The organism is Streptomyces incanus (assembly GCF_042656345.1).
Taxonomy (GTDB): Bacteria; Actinomycetota; Actinomycetes; order Streptomycetales; family Streptomycetaceae; genus Streptomyces; species Streptomyces incanus.
On the sequence record NZ_JBHSPC010000057.1, the window covers coordinates 1 to 16,619 of the forward strand.

The 16,619-nt window shown below is 72.4% G+C and carries 14 protein-coding genes and 2 pseudogenes; 6 read left to right on the forward strand and 10 right to left on the reverse strand.

Features of this window, described 5'->3' with window-relative positions; all coding sequences use genetic code 11:
• From ACFP2V_RS20175 to ACFP2V_RS20200, 6 genes and pseudogenes are all read right to left on the reverse strand, one after another.
• Positions 1–233 (reverse strand): annotated as a pseudogene (locus ACFP2V_RS20175) (ABC transporter permease); the annotation flags it as partial.
• Positions 234–330: 97 nt separating this feature from the next.
• A complete protein-coding gene (locus ACFP2V_RS20180; protein WP_381214289.1) occupies positions 331–1,176 on the reverse strand; it encodes a glycosyltransferase family 2 protein in 846 nt (281 codons plus the stop codon).
• A 44-nt stretch (positions 1,177–1,220) separates the two neighbouring features.
• Complete coding sequence (locus ACFP2V_RS20185; RefSeq protein ID WP_381214080.1) at positions 1,221–2,000, reverse strand: CDP-alcohol phosphatidyltransferase family protein; 780 nt, start codon at positions 1,998–2,000, stop codon at positions 1,221–1,223.
• A complete protein-coding gene (locus ACFP2V_RS20190; protein WP_381214083.1) occupies positions 1,978–3,039 on the reverse strand; it encodes an iron-containing alcohol dehydrogenase family protein in 1,062 nt (353 codons plus the stop codon). Before ACFP2V_RS20190 ends, ACFP2V_RS20185 begins: the two co-directional genes overlap by 23 nt.
• Complete coding sequence (locus tag ACFP2V_RS20195; protein ID WP_381214086.1) at positions 3,027–3,779, reverse strand: phosphocholine cytidylyltransferase family protein; 753 nt, start codon at positions 3,777–3,779, stop codon at positions 3,027–3,029. The genes ACFP2V_RS20190 and ACFP2V_RS20195 overlap by 13 nt, the downstream gene beginning before the upstream one ends.
• Positions 3,776–5,713, reverse strand: coding sequence for a DUF5941 domain-containing protein (locus ACFP2V_RS20200; protein WP_381214089.1), 1,938 nt, complete (start codon positions 5,711–5,713; stop codon positions 3,776–3,778). The genes ACFP2V_RS20195 and ACFP2V_RS20200 overlap by 4 nt, the downstream gene beginning before the upstream one ends.
• Before the next feature lie 821 nt (positions 5,714–6,534).
• Between ACFP2V_RS20200 and ACFP2V_RS20205 the strand changes: the two genes are divergently transcribed.
• Entirely contained in the window at positions 6,535–7,473 is a 939-nt protein-coding gene (locus ACFP2V_RS20205) for a cation diffusion facilitator family transporter (protein WP_381214092.1), read from the forward strand.
• 364 nt (positions 7,474–7,837) lie between these two features.
• Entirely contained in the window at positions 7,838–8,431 is a 594-nt protein-coding gene (gene idi / locus ACFP2V_RS20210; protein ID WP_381214094.1) for an isopentenyl-diphosphate Delta-isomerase, read from the forward strand.
• An 89-nt stretch (positions 8,432–8,520) separates the two neighbouring features.
• On the opposite strand, the gene ACFP2V_RS20215 is transcribed toward idi, so the two are convergent.
• Together ACFP2V_RS20215 and ACFP2V_RS20220 are read right to left on the reverse strand one after the other, a co-directional pair.
• Positions 8,521–9,036 (reverse strand): ATP-binding protein, encoded by a 516-nt coding sequence (locus ACFP2V_RS20215; RefSeq protein ID WP_381214292.1) that lies wholly within the window; start codon positions 9,034–9,036, stop codon positions 8,521–8,523.
• Between the two features lie 174 nt (positions 9,037–9,210).
• A complete protein-coding gene (locus ACFP2V_RS20220) occupies positions 9,211–9,795 on the reverse strand; it encodes an HdeD family acid-resistance protein (protein ID WP_381214295.1) in 585 nt (194 codons plus the stop codon).
• A 146-nt stretch (positions 9,796–9,941) separates the two neighbouring features.
• On the opposite strand from ACFP2V_RS20220, the gene ACFP2V_RS20225 reads away from it, so the two are divergent.
• From ACFP2V_RS20225 to ACFP2V_RS20235, 3 genes are all read left to right on the forward strand, one after another.
• Positions 9,942–10,697: an enoyl-CoA hydratase/isomerase family protein gene (locus ACFP2V_RS20225; protein ID WP_381214097.1), complete on the forward strand. Its 756-nt coding sequence runs from the start codon at positions 9,942–9,944 to the stop codon at positions 10,695–10,697.
• Between the two features lie 105 nt (positions 10,698–10,802).
• Positions 10,803–10,934, forward strand: coding sequence for an LPFR motif small protein (locus ACFP2V_RS20230; RefSeq protein ID WP_381214099.1), 132 nt, complete (start codon positions 10,803–10,805; stop codon positions 10,932–10,934).
• Between the two features lie 105 nt (positions 10,935–11,039).
• A complete protein-coding gene (locus ACFP2V_RS20235) occupies positions 11,040–13,442 on the forward strand; it encodes a Tex family protein (RefSeq protein ID WP_381214102.1) in 2,403 nt (800 codons plus the stop codon).
• 547 nt (positions 13,443–13,989) lie between these two features.
• Here the strand turns inward: ACFP2V_RS20235 and ACFP2V_RS20240 are convergent.
• Together ACFP2V_RS20240 and ACFP2V_RS20245 are read right to left on the reverse strand one after the other, a co-directional pair.
• Positions 13,990–15,630, reverse strand: coding sequence for an ABC-F family ATP-binding cassette domain-containing protein (locus tag ACFP2V_RS20240; protein ID WP_381214105.1), 1,641 nt, complete (start codon positions 15,628–15,630; stop codon positions 13,990–13,992).
• A gap of 127 nt (positions 15,631–15,757) precedes the next feature.
• On the reverse strand, positions 15,758–15,916 hold the full coding sequence (locus ACFP2V_RS20245; protein WP_381214107.1) for a hypothetical protein: 159 nt from the start codon (positions 15,914–15,916) through the stop codon (positions 15,758–15,760).
• Between the two features lie 373 nt (positions 15,917–16,289).
• Here ACFP2V_RS20245 and ACFP2V_RS20250 point away from each other — a divergent pair.
• Positions 16,290–16,574: pseudogene (locus ACFP2V_RS20250) on the forward strand (FAD-dependent oxidoreductase); the annotation flags it as partial.
• Positions 16,575–16,619 lie beyond the last annotated feature (45 nt).

A 16,619-nucleotide genomic window follows, 5' to 3' on the forward strand; every position in this document is an offset into this window, starting at 1 on the left:
TGCCAGAGCTGGCCCAGCTTCGCCTGGCTGTACTGCGCGGTCAGCTTCGCCCGGGAGAACGTGAGGATGAAGTGCCGGCGTCCCCAGAGCTGACGGACGTACTCGACGAGCGACGGCCGGGCACCACTCACCGTCAGCCCGTACTTGGCGGCGAGCTCGGCCGCCGTGAGGCCCTCGTCGGGCGGCGCGGGCGCGCTGACCGCGACCGTGCCGTCGTGCGTTGTCTCACTCACTGGTGAAAGCTTTCCCTCTTCGAGATGCCGGGCCCGTACGGACCCGGCATGTGCCGGGGAGCCTGGGTGCGGCCCCGATGTTCCGGACACGAGCTTGTCAGATGACAGGGGGCCGGCCCAGCCGGGTCAGCCGCCACACCGTACGCCACCTCATGGGCCGGCGCGGGCCGCAGGGGGTGGTCCATCCCTCCCGGAAACCGCCGAACCAGGCCTTGAGGGCCGAACGGGAGGGCCTGCGGAGCAGGGTGAGCAGCATCCAGGCGCCCAGATAGAGCGGGACCAGGGGCGCGGGAAGGTTGCGACGGGCCAGCCAGACGCGGTTGCGGGCGACCATGCGGTGGTAGACCGCGTGCCGCGAGGGGGCGGTGGCCGGGTGGTACAGCACCATGTCGGACCGGTAGTCGATCATCCAGCCCGCGTCGAGGGCCCGCCAGGCCAGGTCGGTCTCCTCGTGCGCGTAGAAGAACGCGTCGGGCAGCCCTCCGACGTCGGCGAAGACCCGGGTGCGTACGGCGTTGGCGCCGCCGAGGAAGGTGGTCACCCGGGAGGAGCGCATCGGGTCGGCGGCGCGCAGCCGGGGCACGTGGCGGCGCTGGGTGCTGCCGGTCTCCGGGTCGGCGATGCGGAAGCTGATGATGCCGAGCTCCGGGTCGGCGTCGAACGCCCGGCGGCACAGCTCGGCGGTGTCGTGGTGGGCCAGGAGGCCGTCGTCGTCGAGGAACAGCAGGATGTCGACGTCCTGGCCGCCCGGGCCGAACGCCTCGATGCCGACGTTGCGGCCGCCGGGGATGCCGAGGTTCTCCGGCAGCTCGACGGTGCGTACGCCGTCGGGGACCTCCGGGACGGGCGAGCCGTTGCCGACGACGGCGACCCGGACCGGGTCGCCGTCCTGCTTGGCGATCGAGTCGAGCAGGGCGCGCAGCTCGTCGGGGCGGTTGCCCATGGTGATGATCACCGCGCCGACCTTGAGGGAGGATCCCACAGCGGTCACCTCAGCCTGCTCGAGGCGAGGACGGACACCAGGTGCAGCACAGTCTGGAGCAGGGCTATCCCGGCGAGGACGGCGACACCCAGGCGGGTGAAGAACAGGTCGCCCCGGGCGGCGTCGGCGATCGCGAGGACCACGATCAGCAGCGACGCCTCCATCCCGAGGATCAGCCGGTGGAACTTCAGGGCTCCGGCGGCCCGGCGGGCCAGCGCCATGCCGGAGGAGCGCGGCTCGGCGGCGGCCTCCTTGACCGGCGGCAGTCCGCCCTGGTGGCGGGCCACACCCACCAGGTCGGTCTCGGCCTTGATCAGGATGGCGCCGAGGGCGGCCAGGGTGCCGAGGAAGGCCCAGAGCCAGTCGATGCGGCCGGTGCCCCACAGGTCGGCGGCGCGCAGGCCCAGACCGACGAGGACGGCCGCGTCGCACAGGTAGGCGCCGACCCGGTCGAGGTAGACCCCGCTGAGCGAGAACTGCTGCTTCCAGCGGGCGACCTCGCCGTCCACGCAGTCCAGCAGCAGGTACAGCTGCACCATGACCAGGCCGAGGACCGCCCCCGTGATCCCCGGCACCAGCAGGGCCGGGGCGGCGAGGACGCCGAAGACGGTCATCAGATACGTGAGCTGGTTGGGCGTGACCCTGGTGTTCACCAGGTAGCGGTCCACCCGCAGGGACACCTCACGCATGTAGAGGCGCCCCATCCAGTGCTCACCGCTGCGCCGGTCCTTCACCCCCGCGGGGTGGACGACCGGACGGAGTTCAGCTACCGATGGCCTTGACATAGTCGGCGTAGACATCCTTGATCTGTTCGGTCTTCAGGTCGAGATGTTCGAGGATCGTGAAGCGGCCGGGACGGGTCTCGGGGGCGAATTCGACGACTTTGACGAACTCCTCCGTCGTGAAGCCGATCTCCTGAGGCAGTACCGGGAGTCCGTGCCGGCGCAGTACTTCGGCCATGTACACCGACTCGTCGTGCGCGCCGCGCAGGTACATCGCGAAGGCCGCGCCCAGGCCGCACTGCTCTCCGTGGGCGGCGGCCCGCTTGGGGTGGAGCAGGTCGAAGGCGTGGTTGATCTCGTGGCAGGCCCCGGAGGACGGCCGCGAGTCGCCGGACACCGACATGGCGATGCCGCTGAGGACCAGTGCCTCGGCGAGCACCTGGAGGAAGTCGTTGTCGCCGATGCCTCCGGGGTGGCGCAGCACGGACTCGCCGGCCTGCCGGGCCATGGCGGCGGCGAGCCCGTCGATCCGCTGGCCCTTGACCCTGCAGGCCAGTTCCCAGTCCGCGACGGCGGAGATGTTGGAGACGGCGTCGCCGATCCCGGCGCGTACGAAGCGCGCCGGGGCGTTCCGGATGATGTCGAGGTCGATGACGACCGCGATCGGGTTCGGCACGCCGTAGGAGCCGCGGCCCGCGTCGTTGTCGAGGGTGGCGACCGGCGAGCACAGGCCGTCGTGCGCGAGATTCGTCGGTACGGCGACCAGCGGAAGGCCGACGCGTGCCGCGGCGAACTTGGCGCAGTCGATGATCTTGCCGCCGCCCAGTCCGACGATGGCGTCGTAGTGGCCGGCCTTTATGGCGCCGGCCAGCCGGACCGCGTCGTCGAGGGTGCCGCCACCGACCTCGTACCAGGTGGCGCCGGGCAGCGACGGGGAGAGCCGCTCGCGCAGTCCGGCGCCGGAGCCGCCGCTGACGGCGACGGCGAGCCGGCCGGACTGTGCGATGCGCTCGTCGGCGAGAACCTCGCCCAGGTCGTCGAGGGCACCGGGGCGGATGTCGACGACGAGCGGGGAGGGGATGAGCCGGGTCAGTACTGGCATGCGATCTCCCGTCCACGGGCGAGATCGTCGTGGTTGTCGATCTCCACCCAGTCGACGTCGCCTATCGGCGCCACGTCGATCCGGAAGCCGCGGTTCACCAGTTCCTGGTAGCCGTGCTCGTAGAACTGCTGCGGGTCGGTCTCCCACACGGTCTTCAGCGCGTCGGCCAGCGCGGGGGCGGCGTCGCCCTCGATGAGGGTGACGCCGATGTACTCGCCGGTGGCCTCGGCGGGGTCCATGAGCTTGGTGATCCTCGTCATGCCCTTGCCGGGGTCGACGACGACCTTCATCTCCTCGTCCGCGAGGGACTTCACGGTGTCGAGGGCGAGGATGATCCGCCTGCCCTCGCCGCGGGCGGCGAGGAGCGTCTTCTCGACGGAGACCGGGTGCACGGTGTCGCCGTTGGCGAGGATCACGCCGTCCTTGAGGGCGTCCCGGCCGCACCACAGGGAGTAGGCGTTGTTCCACTCCTCGGCCTTGTCGTTGTCGATGAGGGTGAGTCGGATCCCGTACTTCTGCTCCAGGGCCGCCTTGCGCTCGTACACGGTCTCCTTGCGGTAGCCGACGATGACGGCGGCCTCGGTCAGGCCGATCTCCGCGAAGTTGCCGAGGGTGAGGTCCAGAACCGTCGGTTCGCCCTCTATGCCCGCGGGCCCCACCGGCACCAGTGCCTTGGGCAGGGTGTCGGTGTAGGGGCGCAGACGCCGGCCGGCGCCGGCCGCCAGCACGAGGCCGATCATGCGGGTTCTCCTTCATCGTGTACGGCGGGTGCGCCGCCCCGGTGGGCGGCCACCCAGAAACGGATGCTCTCGAAGAGCACCAGCAGGGCCACGGCCACGGCGAGCACCGTGAGCGCGACGGCGAACTGCGAGGCGGTGAGCAGGGCGGCCAGGACGACGACCACCAGGGTGCGGCCCTCGTGCCCTCCGATCGCCCGCACCAGCCAGGGCGGGGGCGCGCCCGCGTCGCCACGGATGCGGTAGACCGTGTCGTAGTGATGGTAGGCGACGGCGGCCACCAGACCGTAGGCGGCCGGAAGCGCTCCGTTCACCTCGGCGCCTGCCGCCAGCACCAGGACGGTGCCGTACTCGGCGGCGCGGAGGAACGGCGGGACCAGCCAGTCGAGGGGGCCCTTGAGGGGGCGGGCGACGGCCAGGGCGGAGGTCAGGACGTACAGGAGGGCGGCGAGGACGGGCCACGGTCCGCCGAACCCGGTCAGCGCGGCCGTGGCGACGACGGCGGCGCCGCCGAGCAGGGCGACGGCGGGGGCGGTGAACCCGGGCAGGCGCCGCGCGGTGGGCCTCAGCGCCCCGGCGATGCGTTCGGCGAGCGGTCCGGTGTCGGCGAGGTCCGCGAGGGCGCGCGCCGCGCGGTCGGTCCTGCGGGCCTTGCGGGTGAGGGAGCGCAGGACACGGCCGGCCGTGGTGTACGTCGCCGCGAAGGCGCAGCCGATCAGCAGGGCGGAGAAGGTGATGCGGGGGGTCGTGAGGGCCGTGAGAACGGCGATCATGGCCCAGCGCTCGCCGATCGGGAGGACGATCATGCGGCGCGCCCAGACCGTCCAGCCGACGCTGTCGAGCTTGCCGGAGAGAGCGGCGGTGGGACTGGTGTCGGCGGTGGCGGCAGTGCTGTCGACGTTCGCCTCGTTGAAGGAGAAGTCCACGACGTGCCGGCAGGTCTGCAGGACCATCGCCCCGAGGGCGAGGACCCATACGTCGTCGCCGCCGCGGGCCGCGCCGAGGGCGAGGCCCGCGTAGTAGGCGTACTCCTTGGCCCGGTCGAAGGTGGCGTCGAGCCAGGCGCCGAGGGTGGAGTACTGCAGGGAGTAGCGGGCGAGCTGGCCGTCGGTGCAGTCCAGCACGAAGGAGGCGAGGAGCAGGACACCGGCGGCGACGAAGCCTGGACGGGTGCCGGTGGCGGCGCAGGCGGCCGCTATGAGCGCGGTGAGCAGGGACGCGGTGGTGACCTGGTTGGGGGTCAGTCCGCGCCGGGCGCACCAGCGGGCGATGTAGCGGGAGTACGGGCTGATGCAGTAGGTGGTGAAGAAGCCGTCACGGGCCTTGACGGCCGACTTCAGCCGGACGGCCTCGTCGTCCACCGCGGCGACGGCCTGCCGGGCCTCGTTGCGGGCCTGCGGGTCGTCGGGGACGGTGGCGACAAGACTGCCGAGGTCGGGGCGGTGCGGGTCGCTTCCGTCGGCGCTCAGGGCGGCGACGATGCGGTCGGAGAAGGTGCCGGTGAGGGTGGTGCCGGTGAGGGTCGGGGTCCCGCCGGAGGCGGTCTCGCCGGTCTCGGCCTCGGTGGTGGCAGCGGTCCCGGAGACCGCGGTGCTCTCGGAGGCCGCAGTGCTCTCGGAGCCCACGGTGTCCTCGCGGGCCGTCGCGCGGGCCATCGCGCGGGTCAGGGCCTGGCGCGCGGCCGGCTGGGCGGTGACGGCACCGGGGATCGCGGCGAGCGGGAAGCGGGGGTCGGTGAGGCCAAGGCGCAGCGCGTGCTCATGGCCCACGAACCGGGCATCGACGACGGCGACCCGCTGTCCGGCGGGCACCTCGGCGAGCAGGGTCTCGGTCGCCGAGGTGCCGGACGCGATCCGCACGTCGAAGCCGAGGGAACGCAGGTCCGCCTCGAGCGACGAACCCGGAACCGGCTGACCGGTGAGGATGGCGGTCGACAACCGAATCTCACTCCCTGGATACCGACGCGTCCACGCCGGTCGTGTACATGATGGGGGGCGGCCGTACGGGGCCTCCGGGCGGCATGTCGGCTGAGGTTAGCGGATGCCCCTGAACCCGCGTTCACCGCCCGTTCGACGGTTGGATCGTTGTGGTTTCACCTGCGTCCCTGCCGCGATCATCATCGGGGATAGCGGGGCCGGCCCACAAACCGCCTACCCAGAAGGGGCATTGAGGCGAATACCGGGCATCACTCGGCAGGGCTCCGCCCGGCGCGGGCAGGGCCACCGGGGCAGGCCCCATCGCCGGTGAAGGCGTTTGCCCCGGGACGCGTACGAGGCGGGCCATGATCGCCGCCAGGGGGCGGGTTGCCGACCTCTGACCAGCGCAATGTCCGTATCGAGGTCCGCGGGCAGCCCGGCGGAGGCCCCGAGCGGGCGGCCCGGCCCACACCGTACCGCCGGGGAGGAGGAGGGCCCTCCCGCCCCGCTCCGGGCGCCGTGACGGCGGGCGCTCCCCGCTCTCCGCGCCGGCGGTCGCACACGGCAAGCCCGGTGTGGATCTCATCACGGAGGTCACGCCCTGCGCCCTGGCCCCTGCGCACAGTGAGGCCGGTCCGACGCCCGGCGGCACCCGTGTCCGTGGCCGGCCGGCGCCGCCGACCGGGCTGTCCAGGCGATGCGCACACCGCCCCGAGCCTATCTGACCTGCGAACCGTTTCTGCAGGTCACGGCACATGACAACGGTGTTCAGTGCCGCGTTGCCCCATACCCCCGGCCCGTAGTTCACTGTGATCCGGACGAGTCATGGAGGGACGGCTTTCATGGGGGCTGGGCACGATCACGGGCACGCGCACGGCGCGCCCGCCGGCGGTACGGCGAGCGCGGCGTACCGCGGCAGGCTGCGGGCGGCGCTGGCGATCACGCTCGGTGTCATGGTCGTCGAGATCATCGGCGGTCTGCTGGCCGACTCGCTCGCCCTCGTCGCCGACGCGGCGCACATGGCGACGGACGCGCTGGGGCTCGGCATGGCCCTGCTGGCGATCCATTTCGCGAACCGCCCGCCGAGCGAGCGCCGCACCTTCGGCTACGCCCGCGCGGAGATACTCGCGGCGCTCGCGAACTGCCTGCTGCTGCTCGGGGTGGGCGGCTACGTGCTGTACGAGGCGATCCAGCGGTTCGTCGCACCGGCCGGCACCGAGGGCGGGCTGACACTGGTCTTCGGCGCGATCGGCCTGGTCGCCAACTTGGTGTCGCTGACGCTGCTGATGCGCGGGCAGAAGGAGAGCCTGAACGTGCGCGGGGCGTTCCTGGAGGTGGCCGCCGACGCGTTCGGCTCGGTCGCGGTGATCGTCTCGGCGCTGGTCATCGTGGCGACCGGCTGGATGGCCGCCGACCCGATAGCCTCCCTCGTGATCGCCTTGCTGATCGTGCCCCGCGCCTTCAAGCTGCTGCGCGAGACCCTGGACGTCCTGCTGGAGGCGGCGCCCAAGGGCGTGGACATGGCCCAGGTCCGGGCGCACATCCTGGGCACGCAAGGCGTCGAGGACGTGCACGATCTGCACGCCTGGACCATCACCTCGGGCATGCCGGTGCTCTCCGCGCACGTGGTCGTCAGTCCCGAGGTACTCAGCGCCATCGGGCACGAGAAGATGCTGCACGAGCTGCAGAGCTGTCTGGGCGACCACTTCGACGTGGAGCACTGCACCTTCCAGCTGGAACCGCGCGGTCACGCGGAGCACGAGGCGCGGCTCTGCCACTGAGACGGCGCCCGGCTGCGGGGGCCGGCCGAGTGACATGGCGACGCACCGCGCCGTGACGTGACGACGGTGCGTGCGGGGTGCGGCTGGGGCGGGAGGCGCCACTGGGGCGTGAGGCCGGTATTCGTGCGCCGGGAGGAGCACCCTTCCGCCCCCGTACCGGCGTCCTTTCCCCATGGCGCCCCCGCTCCTCGCGGTTCTCCCGCCGCCGGTCCGGGCAGATCCTCCACCGGGCCCCTCTTCCGGCCCGCGGCCCGCGCCGGCCGCGGGCCGGACCGCCCGCGGGACATGCGGGCGGTGCGGGGGTGCCGGGAGTGCCGGATTCGTGCGGCAGACTTGGGGTGCGAAGACCGAATGAAGGATGGGTATGCCGATCACACCTGCCACCGCGACGCACGACCCGTCGAGCGGTGCCGCCGAGGCGATTCTGCTGGAGCTGGTCGACGAAGACGGCGTGACGATCGGCACCGCGGAGAAGCTCGCCGCCCATCAGCCCCCGGGGCAGCTGCACCGGGCGTTCTCGGTGTTCCTCTTCGACGAGCGCGGGCGGCTGCTGATCCAGCAGCGGGCGCTGGGCAAGTACCACTCCCCCGGTGTGTGGTCCAACACCTGCTGCGGGCACCCCTACCCCGGTGAGGCGCCGTTCGCGGCGGCGGCCCGGCGGACCTTCGAGGAGCTGGGGCTGTCCCCGTCGCTGCTCGCCGAGGCGGGCACGGTGCGCTACAACCACCCGGACCCGGCCTCCGGTCTGATCGAGCAGGAGTACAACCACCTGTTCGTCGGCATGGTGCAGGCACCGCTGCGGGTGGATCCCGAGGAGGTGGCGTCCACGGCGTTCGTGACCCCGGACGAGCTGGTCCGGCGCCATGCCGAGGACACCTTCTCGGCATGGTTCATGACCGTGCTGGACGCTGTCCGCCCGGCGGTCCGGGAGCTGACGGGACCGTCGGCGGGCTGGTGACCGCGCGGGGGCCGGTTGCGGCTCCGCCTGCGTTTGAGCGTCGGGCCTGCCGTCGGTCGGGACCGTCGGAGCGTGTGCGCGTGCGGTCGTCAGACCCGCGCGGGCTTGAGCGGCAGGGCGGCCCAGATCACCTTTCCACCGCTCGCGGTGTGCTCGATGTCGCACATGCCGTTCGACTCGCGGGTGATCTCGCGCACCAGGAGCAGTCCGCGGCCGCCGGTGCGGCCGTGGTCCGCCTCCAGGGCGGTCGGGCGGTAGGGGTGGTTGTCCTCCACGGACACCCGGACCCACTCGGCACCGACGGCGACCTCGACGGCAAGCATCGGGGAGAGCAGTGCCGCGTGCCGTACGGCGTTGGTGACCAGTTCCGACACGATCAGCAGCAGCCCCTGGACGATGTCGTCGGCGACCGGCACACCCTGGCGCAGCAGCAGGTCCCGTACGGCGTGGCGCGCCTGCGGGACCGAGGCGTCGGCAGCGGGGGCGGTGAACCGCCAGACGCCTTCGTACGGCAGCGGTGCCGAGCGCGGTGGTGCGGCCTCCGCCTCGGTGGGTCTCTCCCCGTCCTCCGGGCGTGAGCCGGGCCCGCGCCCCTGGTCGTCCATCGTCCGGTCGCCATCCTCACGCTCGATTGTCACCACACGTCGAGTGTTGGTAACTATGCGCGTCACACCGCAGCGCTGAACAGAAGTCAGCGGATATCGAGTGTTTCTGACCGTTGACGTATGCCGTGGTTGGTTGCGGGACTGTTTCTGTCTGCCCGGTGTCGCGTCGGTGGACTATTCGGGTTGTACGGGTTTGGCGCCGGGCCCGGTGCTCTCCGGGCCCGTCAGCCGGTCGGAGACCATGTCCACGCTCCTGCGCCCGCCGTAGCCGGTGGCGATCGGGCCGAGGCCGTCGAAGAGCGGGCTGAGCGAGAGGAAGGTGCCGATCACGTACCGCCCGCTGCTCGGCCAGGCGACCGGCACCAGGATTCTTAGGAGGGGGCCCAGAACACCCTGCGGGAGCGTCACGCCGAACTGCGGACCGCGCACCACCATGCTGCCCACCAGGCGGAACGGTCCGCCGGTGAGGAACAGCAGCGCGGCGAACACGGTCAGCGCCTCGGCCGCCGCCTCCGGTGTGCGCAGGACCACCACGCCGGCCGCGATGTCCAGTGCCGCGACGATCACAGCGAGCCGGAAGAAGTCGCTGTGCCGGGCCTGGACGGCGTGCAGCAGCGAGACCACGCCACCGATCAGCGGCAGCCGGCCGAACAGCACCATCGCCGTCAGAGGGGCGACGCCGGTGCGGACGAGACCGACGAGGCCGGCGATGACCAGGGTCACGCCGAGTGCGGCGAGCCACCTGAAGCCGCTCTTCAGCTTGGCCGCCTCGCGGTTCGGTGGGCTTGGCCATGTCTGCCTCCTCGCCGTCCGTTCCCGGTCGTTCTCCCTGCCCCCGGTGTCGCGTAACGCTTCACGCGCTCCTGTTGATCAGCGCCCCGCCCGGGGCGGATAGCATCCGGCGCATGGAGCCGCAGCTGTCGCACAGCGTCACCGAATCGGTCGCCACGGTCGTCATCCGCCATCCGGCGAAGCGCAACGCCATGACGACCGCGATGTGGCGCGCGCTGCCACCGCTGCTCGACGCGCTGGCGGACGACGCCGGGGTGCGGGCGCTGGTGCTCACCGGCGAGGGCGGGACGTTCTGCGCCGGGGCCGACATCTCCACGCTCAAGGGATCGCCGCGGGAGGCACAGCAGCTCGCCGTGGCGGCCGAGGAGGCGCTCGCCGCGTTCCCCAAACCGACGCTCGCGGCGGTCCGGGGACACTGCGTCGGCGGCGGGGCGCAGTTGGCGGCGGCCTGCGATCTGCGGTTCGCGCAGGAGGGAGCGGTGTTCGGGGTGACCCCGGCCCGGCTCGGGATCGTCTACCCGGCCTCCTCCACCCGGCGGCTGGTGTCGCTGGTGGGGCCCTCCGCCGCCAAGTACCTGCTGTTCTCCGGCGAGCTGATCGACACCGCGCGGGCGCTGCGTACGGGGCTGGTCGACGAGGTGCTGCCCGCGGGCGGACTGGACCGGCGGGTCGTGGAGTTCACCGCGATCCTTGCCTCGCGTTCGCAGCTGACCCAGGTCGCGGCGAAGGAGTTCGCGAACGGGCGCACCGATCGTGACGCCCACTGGAGCGGTCAGGCACAGGACGACGGCGACACGGCGGAGGGGGTCGCCGCCTTCCTGGAACGAAGGCCGCCCCGGTTCAACTGGAGCCTGCCGGGACGGCGGTAGGGTACGGCGTCCGCAGCGAGCGGGCATGCCGAAGCCTTGACGAGGTACCCGGAGGCCACTCCCTCCGTCCGGCCGGGACGGAGGGAAAACCGAGGGAGGAGACACGTGTTGCGTGCCATCGCGGATGTCCTGCGTCAGATCGGCGGCGCCGTCGCCACCGTCGTGACACTGCCGTTCCGGGCGCTGGCCCGGCTGTTCGGGGGTGCCTCGTCGGCGGGCCGGGGACGGCGCGCCTGACCCGGCGCGCACCGCCGCCCGGCGAGTCGCCGCCCTGATCCCCGATTGTCGGCGTCACCTGCCACAATTGCCGCGCAACCTCAGCGAAGAAGGCGGTACGGGATCGTGACGACACCCCTCCAAGGGTCCATCGAAGGCAGGATCGCCGGGGAGCTCGGCGTACAGGAGCGGCAGGTCAGGGCCGCCGTGGAGCTGCTCGACGGCGGTTCGACGGTGCCCTTCATCGCCCGCTACCGCAAGGAAGCCACCGAGATGCTCGACGATGCGCAGCTGCGCACGCTCGAGGAGCGGCTGCGCTATCTGCGGGAGCTCGAGGAGCGTCGTACGGCGATCCTGGAGTCGGTGCGCGAGCAGGGCAAGCTCACCGAGGAGCTCGAGGCGCGGATCCGGGGCGCGGAGACCAAGGCGCGCCTGGAGGACATCTACCTGCCGTACAAACCCAAGCGGCGTACCAAGGCGCAGATCGCGCGGGAGGCGGGGCTCGAACCGCTGGCGGACGGGCTGCTCGGGGACCCGGGTGTCGACCCCCTCGCCGCGGCCGCCGCGTTCGTGGACGCCGGCAAGGGTGTCGCCGATCCGCAGGCCGCCCTGGACGGCGCGCGGGCCATCCTCACCGAGCGGTTCTCGGAGGACGCCGACCTGATCGGCGAGCTGCGGGAGCGCATGTGGGTGCGCGGGCGGCTCGCCGCCAAGGTGCGTGAGGGCAAGGAGGAGGCGGGTGCCAAGTTCTCCGACTACTTCGACTTCGCCGAGCCGTTCACCGAGCTGCCCTCGCACCGGATCCTGGCGATGCTGCGCGGTGAGAAGGAGGAGGTCCTGGACCTCGTCCTGGAGCCGGAGGAGGCGACGGAGGGCCCGTCCTCGTACGAGGGCACGGTGGCCCACCGGTTCGGGATCGGCGACCGGGGCCGTCCCGCCGACAAGTGGCTGCTCGACACGGTCCGCTGGGCGTGGCGCACGCGCATCCTGGTGCATCTCGGCATCGACCTGCGGCTGAGGCTGCGTACGGCGGCCGAGGACGAGGCGGTGCGGGTGTTCGCGACGAATCTGCGCGACCTGCTGCTCGCCGCTCCGGCCGGTACCCGCGCGACGCTCGGTCTCGACCCGGGCTTCCGTACGGGTGTGAAGGTCGCCGTGGTCGACGCGACGGGCAAGGTCGTCGCCACCGACGTGATCCACCCGCACGTCCCGGCGAACCGGTGGGACGAGTCGATCGCCAAGCTGGCCCGGCTCGCGAAGGAGCACGCCGTCGAGCTGATCGCGATCGGCAACGGTACGGCGTCCCGCGAGACCGACAGGCTCGCCGGCGATCTCATCACCCGGCACCCCGAGCTGAATCTGACGAAGGTGATGGTGTCCGAGGCGGGCGCCTCGGTGTACTCGGCGTCCGCGTTCGCCTCGCAGGAGCTGCCGGACATGGACGTGTCGCTGCGCGGGGCGGTGTCGATCGCGCGCCGGCTCCAGGACCCGCTGGCGGAGCTGGTGAAGATCGACCCGAAGTCGATCGGCGTCGGCCAGTACCAGCACGACCTGTCCGAGGTGAAGCTGTCGCGCTCGCTGGACGCGGTGGTGGAGGACTGCGTGAACGGCGTGGGGGTGGACGTCAACACGGCGTCCGCGCCGCTGCTCGCCCGGGTCTCCGGCATCACCTCCGGGCTCGCCGAGAACATCGTGGCCCACCGGGACGGCAACGGGCCGTTCGCCTCCCGTCGCGAGCTGAAGAAGGTGCCGCGGCTCGGCCCCAAGGCGTACGAGCAGTGCGCGGGCTTCCTGCGGATCCGCGGCGGCGACCCGCTGGACGCCTCCAGCGTGCACCCGGAGGCCTATCCGGTGGTCCGGCGCATGGTGCAGAAGTCGGGTGAGGAAGTCGCCTCCCTGGTCGGCAACACGGGAGTGCTGCGCTCGCTGAGGCCGCAGGACTTCGTGGACGAGACGTTCGGCCTGCCGACCGTCTCGGACATCCTCAAGGAGCTGGAGAAGCCGGGGCGCGACCCGCGGCCGGCGTTCAAAACCGCTGCCTTCAAGGAGGGCGTGGAGAAGATCTCCGACCTGGCCTCCGGGATGATTCTGGAGGGCGTGGTGACAAATGTGGCGGCCTTCGGCGCGTTCGTGGACATCGGCGTCCACCAGGACGGTCTGGTGCACGTCTCCGCGATGTCGAGGACGTTCGTCAAGGACCCGCGGGACGTGGTGAAGCCGGGCGACATCGTCAAGGTGAAGGTCCTCGACATCGACATTCCGCGCAAGCGGATCTCGCTGACGCTGCGGCTGGACGACGAGGCCGCGGAGCAGACCGAGGCCCCCGGCGAGCGCAGGCAGCGCGGTGGGGCACGCCCGCCGCAGCAGCGCCAGGGGCAGGGGCAGGGGCAGGGGCAGGTCCGCGGTGGAGGCGGTGGCGGCGGTCGCGGAAGCGGCGGCGCGCGTCAGGCCGCCGCGCCGGCGAACAGCGCGATGGCCGACGCCCTGCGCCGGGCGGGACTGGTCGATCCGAAGAAGGGCAAGCGCTAGGGGGTGTTTCGAAAGTCCTGTGCGGTGCCCGCGGTGCTCGGTGCGTGCTCTCGGCGTGCCGGACGAAAGCCCTCGTACTGGACGTACTTGGGCTTTCGGCCGGTGCGGCGAAGGGGGTACCTCCCTGCTCGAGCGAAGCCGAGAGCTTGGGGGCGCGTGCCGGGTGCCGCGGGCGCTGTGCGGGACTTTCGAAACACCCTCTATGCCTGCCGGGCCCGCGCACGGGGCCCCGCTCGAAGGGTTGGGCGGGCGGAGCGAAGGCCGACGCGGTGGGGCCCTCGTTCACGGGGGTCCCGTCGCGTCCAAGAGTTCGGAACGGGCGTGCCGGTCCCCGCGTCTCCCGCATGATCCGCCGGACGGGTGCCTGATCTGGCGTCGGCTCCGACGGCTGCCCGGTCCCTTCGCTGCGGTGCGAGGGGCCGGGCGTCCGTTCCGGTCCGCGTAGCCCTGCACACGATTCGGTCGAAGCCGGTCCGCCCTCGGCGGAATCCGTTCTGCCACCGCTCGGCGGTCGGTCGGGCCCGGCCCTTGCTCGGTCAGTGACCGGTCAGTGCTCGGTGACCTTGCCGTCGGCCACTTCCAGGCGGCGGGTGACGTGCACCGCGTCGAGCATGCGTCGGTCGTGGGTGACGAGGAGCAGGGTGCCCTCGTAGGAGTCCAGGGCCGATTCGAGCTGTTCGATGGCGGGCAGGTCGAGGTGGTTGGTCGGCTCGTCGAGGACGAGGAGGTTGACGCCCCGCCCCTGGAGGAGGGCGAGGGCGGCGCGGGTGCGTTCGCCCGGCGAGAGGGTGACCGCCGGACGCATCACATGGTCCGCTTTGAGGCCGAACTTGGCCAGCAGGGTGCGGATCTCGGCCGGTTCGGTGTCGGGGACCCCGGCGCGGAAGGCGTCGAGCAGGGCCTCGGTGCCGTGGAACAGCGCGCGGGCCTGGTCGACCTCGCCGAGCAACACGCCCGAGCCGAGCGCGGCGTGCCCTGCGTCGAGCAGGACGCGGCCCAGCAGGGCGCCCAGCAGGGTGGATTTCCCGGCGCCGTTGGCGCCCGTGACGGCGACCCGGTCCGCCCAGTCGATCTGCAGGGTGACCGGCCCGAGGACGAAGTCGCCGCGCCGTACCTCGGCGTCCCGCAGCGTCGCCACCACCGCGCCGGAGCGCGGGGCCGCCGCGATCTCCATGCGCAGCTCCCACTCCTTGCGCGGCTCCTCGACCGCATCGAGGCGTTCGATCATGCGCTGGGTCTGGCGGGCCTTGGCGGCCTGCTTCTCGCTGGCCTCGCTGCGGAACTTGCGGCCGATCTTGTCGTTGTCGCTGCCCGCCTTGCGGCGCGCGTTCTTGACGCCCTTGTCCATCCAGGACCGCTGTGTCTGCGCCCGGTCCTGGAGCGCGGACTTCTTGTCGGCGTACTCCTCGTACTCGTCGCGGGCGTGCCGGCGGGCCACCTCCCGTTCCTCCAGGTAGGCCGCGTAGCCGCCGCCGTAGAGGTTGATCCGCTGCTGGGCGAGGTCGAGTTCGAGGACCTTGGTGACGGTGCGGGTGAGGAACTCGCGGTCGTGGCTGACCACGACCGTCCCGGCGCGCAGACCGCCGACGAAGTGTTCGAGGCGCTCCAGGCCGTCCAGGTCGAGGTCGTTGGTCGGCTCGTCGAGGAGGAAGACGTCGTACCGGGACAGAAGGAGGGAGGCGAGGCCGGCGCGGGCCGCCTGGCCACCGGAGAGGGACGTCATCGGCTGGTCCTGGCCGACCGTCAGGCCGAGGGACGCGGTGACCTCCTCCGCGCGCTCGTCGAGGTCGGCGCCTCCGAGGGCCAGCCAGCGCTCCAGGGCTTCCGCGTACGCGTCGTCGGCACCGGGCGCCCCGTCGACCAGGGCCTGGGTCGCCTCGTCCATCGTCCGCTGGGCCTCGGCGACACCGGTGCGGCGGGCCAGGAAGTCCCGGACGGTCTCGCCGGGCCGGCGCTCCGGCTCCTGCGGGAGATGGCCGACGGTCGCCGTGGGCGGGGAGAGCCGCAGCTCGCCCTGTTCCGGCGCGGTGAGCCCGGCGAGCAGGCGCAGCAGGGTGGACTTGCCGGCACCGTTGGCACCGACCAGGCCGATCACGTCGCCGGGGGCGACGACGAGGTCGAGGCCGCTGAACAGGGAGCGGTCGCCATGGCCGGCGGAGAGGTTCTTGGCGACGAGGGTGGCAGTCATCAGACCGCCGATCCTAGCCTTCGCGCGTCACCCCTCGGACACCAGGTTTCCGGCCCTCCCCCGACCACCGCGCTCCCCGGGCCTGGCCGCTTGCGTCTCCCCCGTACGCGCTCACCGCCACCGGTGCTCACCGCCGCACCGCCGTGGTCAGGACCGCCCCTGCGGTGCGGGCCACCAGGGAGGACTCCCCCCTGACCGTCCTCGGGTCCGGAGGGACGCGGTGGCGGCCCGGTTCCAGGGCGCCGTCGAAGACGTCGTGGGTGGTGGAGACCCCCGGGATCCGCACCCGGACGGTCTCCGCGGGCGCCGACGGGACGACGGCGTACGTCTTTCCGCAGCCCGGGCGGCCTGTCCAGGGCCTGTGCGGCGGATCGAGTCGAAGGCAAGGGGCGGTATCCGTCCGGCTGGGGTGAGCGCGGCTGGTGCGTGCGGCCGCACGGCGGAGGAGGGTGTCGACGCCAGGGGGTGCCCCCTGCTCACGGGGGTCCCCCGCTCGAGCGAAGTCGGGAGTGGGGGAGAAGCCGAGAGTGGGGGAGAGAAGCCGAGGGCTCGGGGGAGTCGGCACCCGACGACGACGCCGCTGGGGGTACTCCAGCTCGAGGAGCCGGGGGGAAGGCGTGCCGGACCCCGCGTCTTCGGCATGATCCGCCGGACAGGCCCTGAAGCTGGGCGGTACGGCGCGGGAGGACGACTGGTCCCTGGAGCCGGATCCGGCTCGGGCCGAGGCGATCGTGCGGCGGTGCACGGCGCCGCGGCCCCGGATCGCGGGGCCGCGGATCCTGGAGCACCGGGTGGGGCTGCGGCCCGCCCGCGACACCGTCCGCATCGAACGCGAACCGCTCCCGGGCGGGCGGACGCTGGTGCACGACTACGGCCACGGCGGCGCGGGCGTCAGCGTGGCCCGGGGCTGCGCGGAGGAGGCGGCGGAGCTCGCCCCGGGGTGAGGCGGTGGCGCGGCCCCGGAAACGGACGGGCCGGCCGCCCCCTCG

Coding starts and splice junctions, on each gene's coding strand:
- ACFP2V_RS20180 (WP_381214289.1), bottom strand. CDS start 1,176: ATGGGCAACCGCCCCGACGAGCTGCGCGCCCTGCTCGACTCGATCGCC.
- ACFP2V_RS20215 (WP_381214292.1), bottom strand. CDS start 9,036: ATGGACGACCAGGGGCGCGGGCCCGGCTCACGCCCGGAGGACGGGGAG.
- ACFP2V_RS20225 (WP_381214097.1), top strand. CDS start 9,942: ATGGAGCCGCAGCTGTCGCACAGCGTCACCGAATCGGTCGCCACGGTC.
- ACFP2V_RS20185 (WP_381214080.1), bottom strand. CDS start 2,000: ATGTCAAGGCCATCGGTAGCTGAACTCCGTCCGGTCGTCCACCCCGCG.
- ACFP2V_RS20190 (WP_381214083.1), bottom strand. CDS start 3,039: ATGCCAGTACTGACCCGGCTCATCCCCTCCCCGCTCGTCGTCGACATC.
- ACFP2V_RS20205 (WP_381214092.1), top strand. CDS start 6,535: ATGGGGGCTGGGCACGATCACGGGCACGCGCACGGCGCGCCCGCCGGC.
- idi (WP_381214094.1), top strand. CDS start 7,838: ATGCCGATCACACCTGCCACCGCGACGCACGACCCGTCGAGCGGTGCC.
- ACFP2V_RS20240 (WP_381214105.1), bottom strand. CDS start 15,630: ATGACTGCCACCCTCGTCGCCAAGAACCTCTCCGCCGGCCATGGCGAC.
- ACFP2V_RS20195 (WP_381214086.1), bottom strand. CDS start 3,779: ATGATCGGCCTCGTGCTGGCGGCCGGCGCCGGCCGGCGTCTGCGCCCC.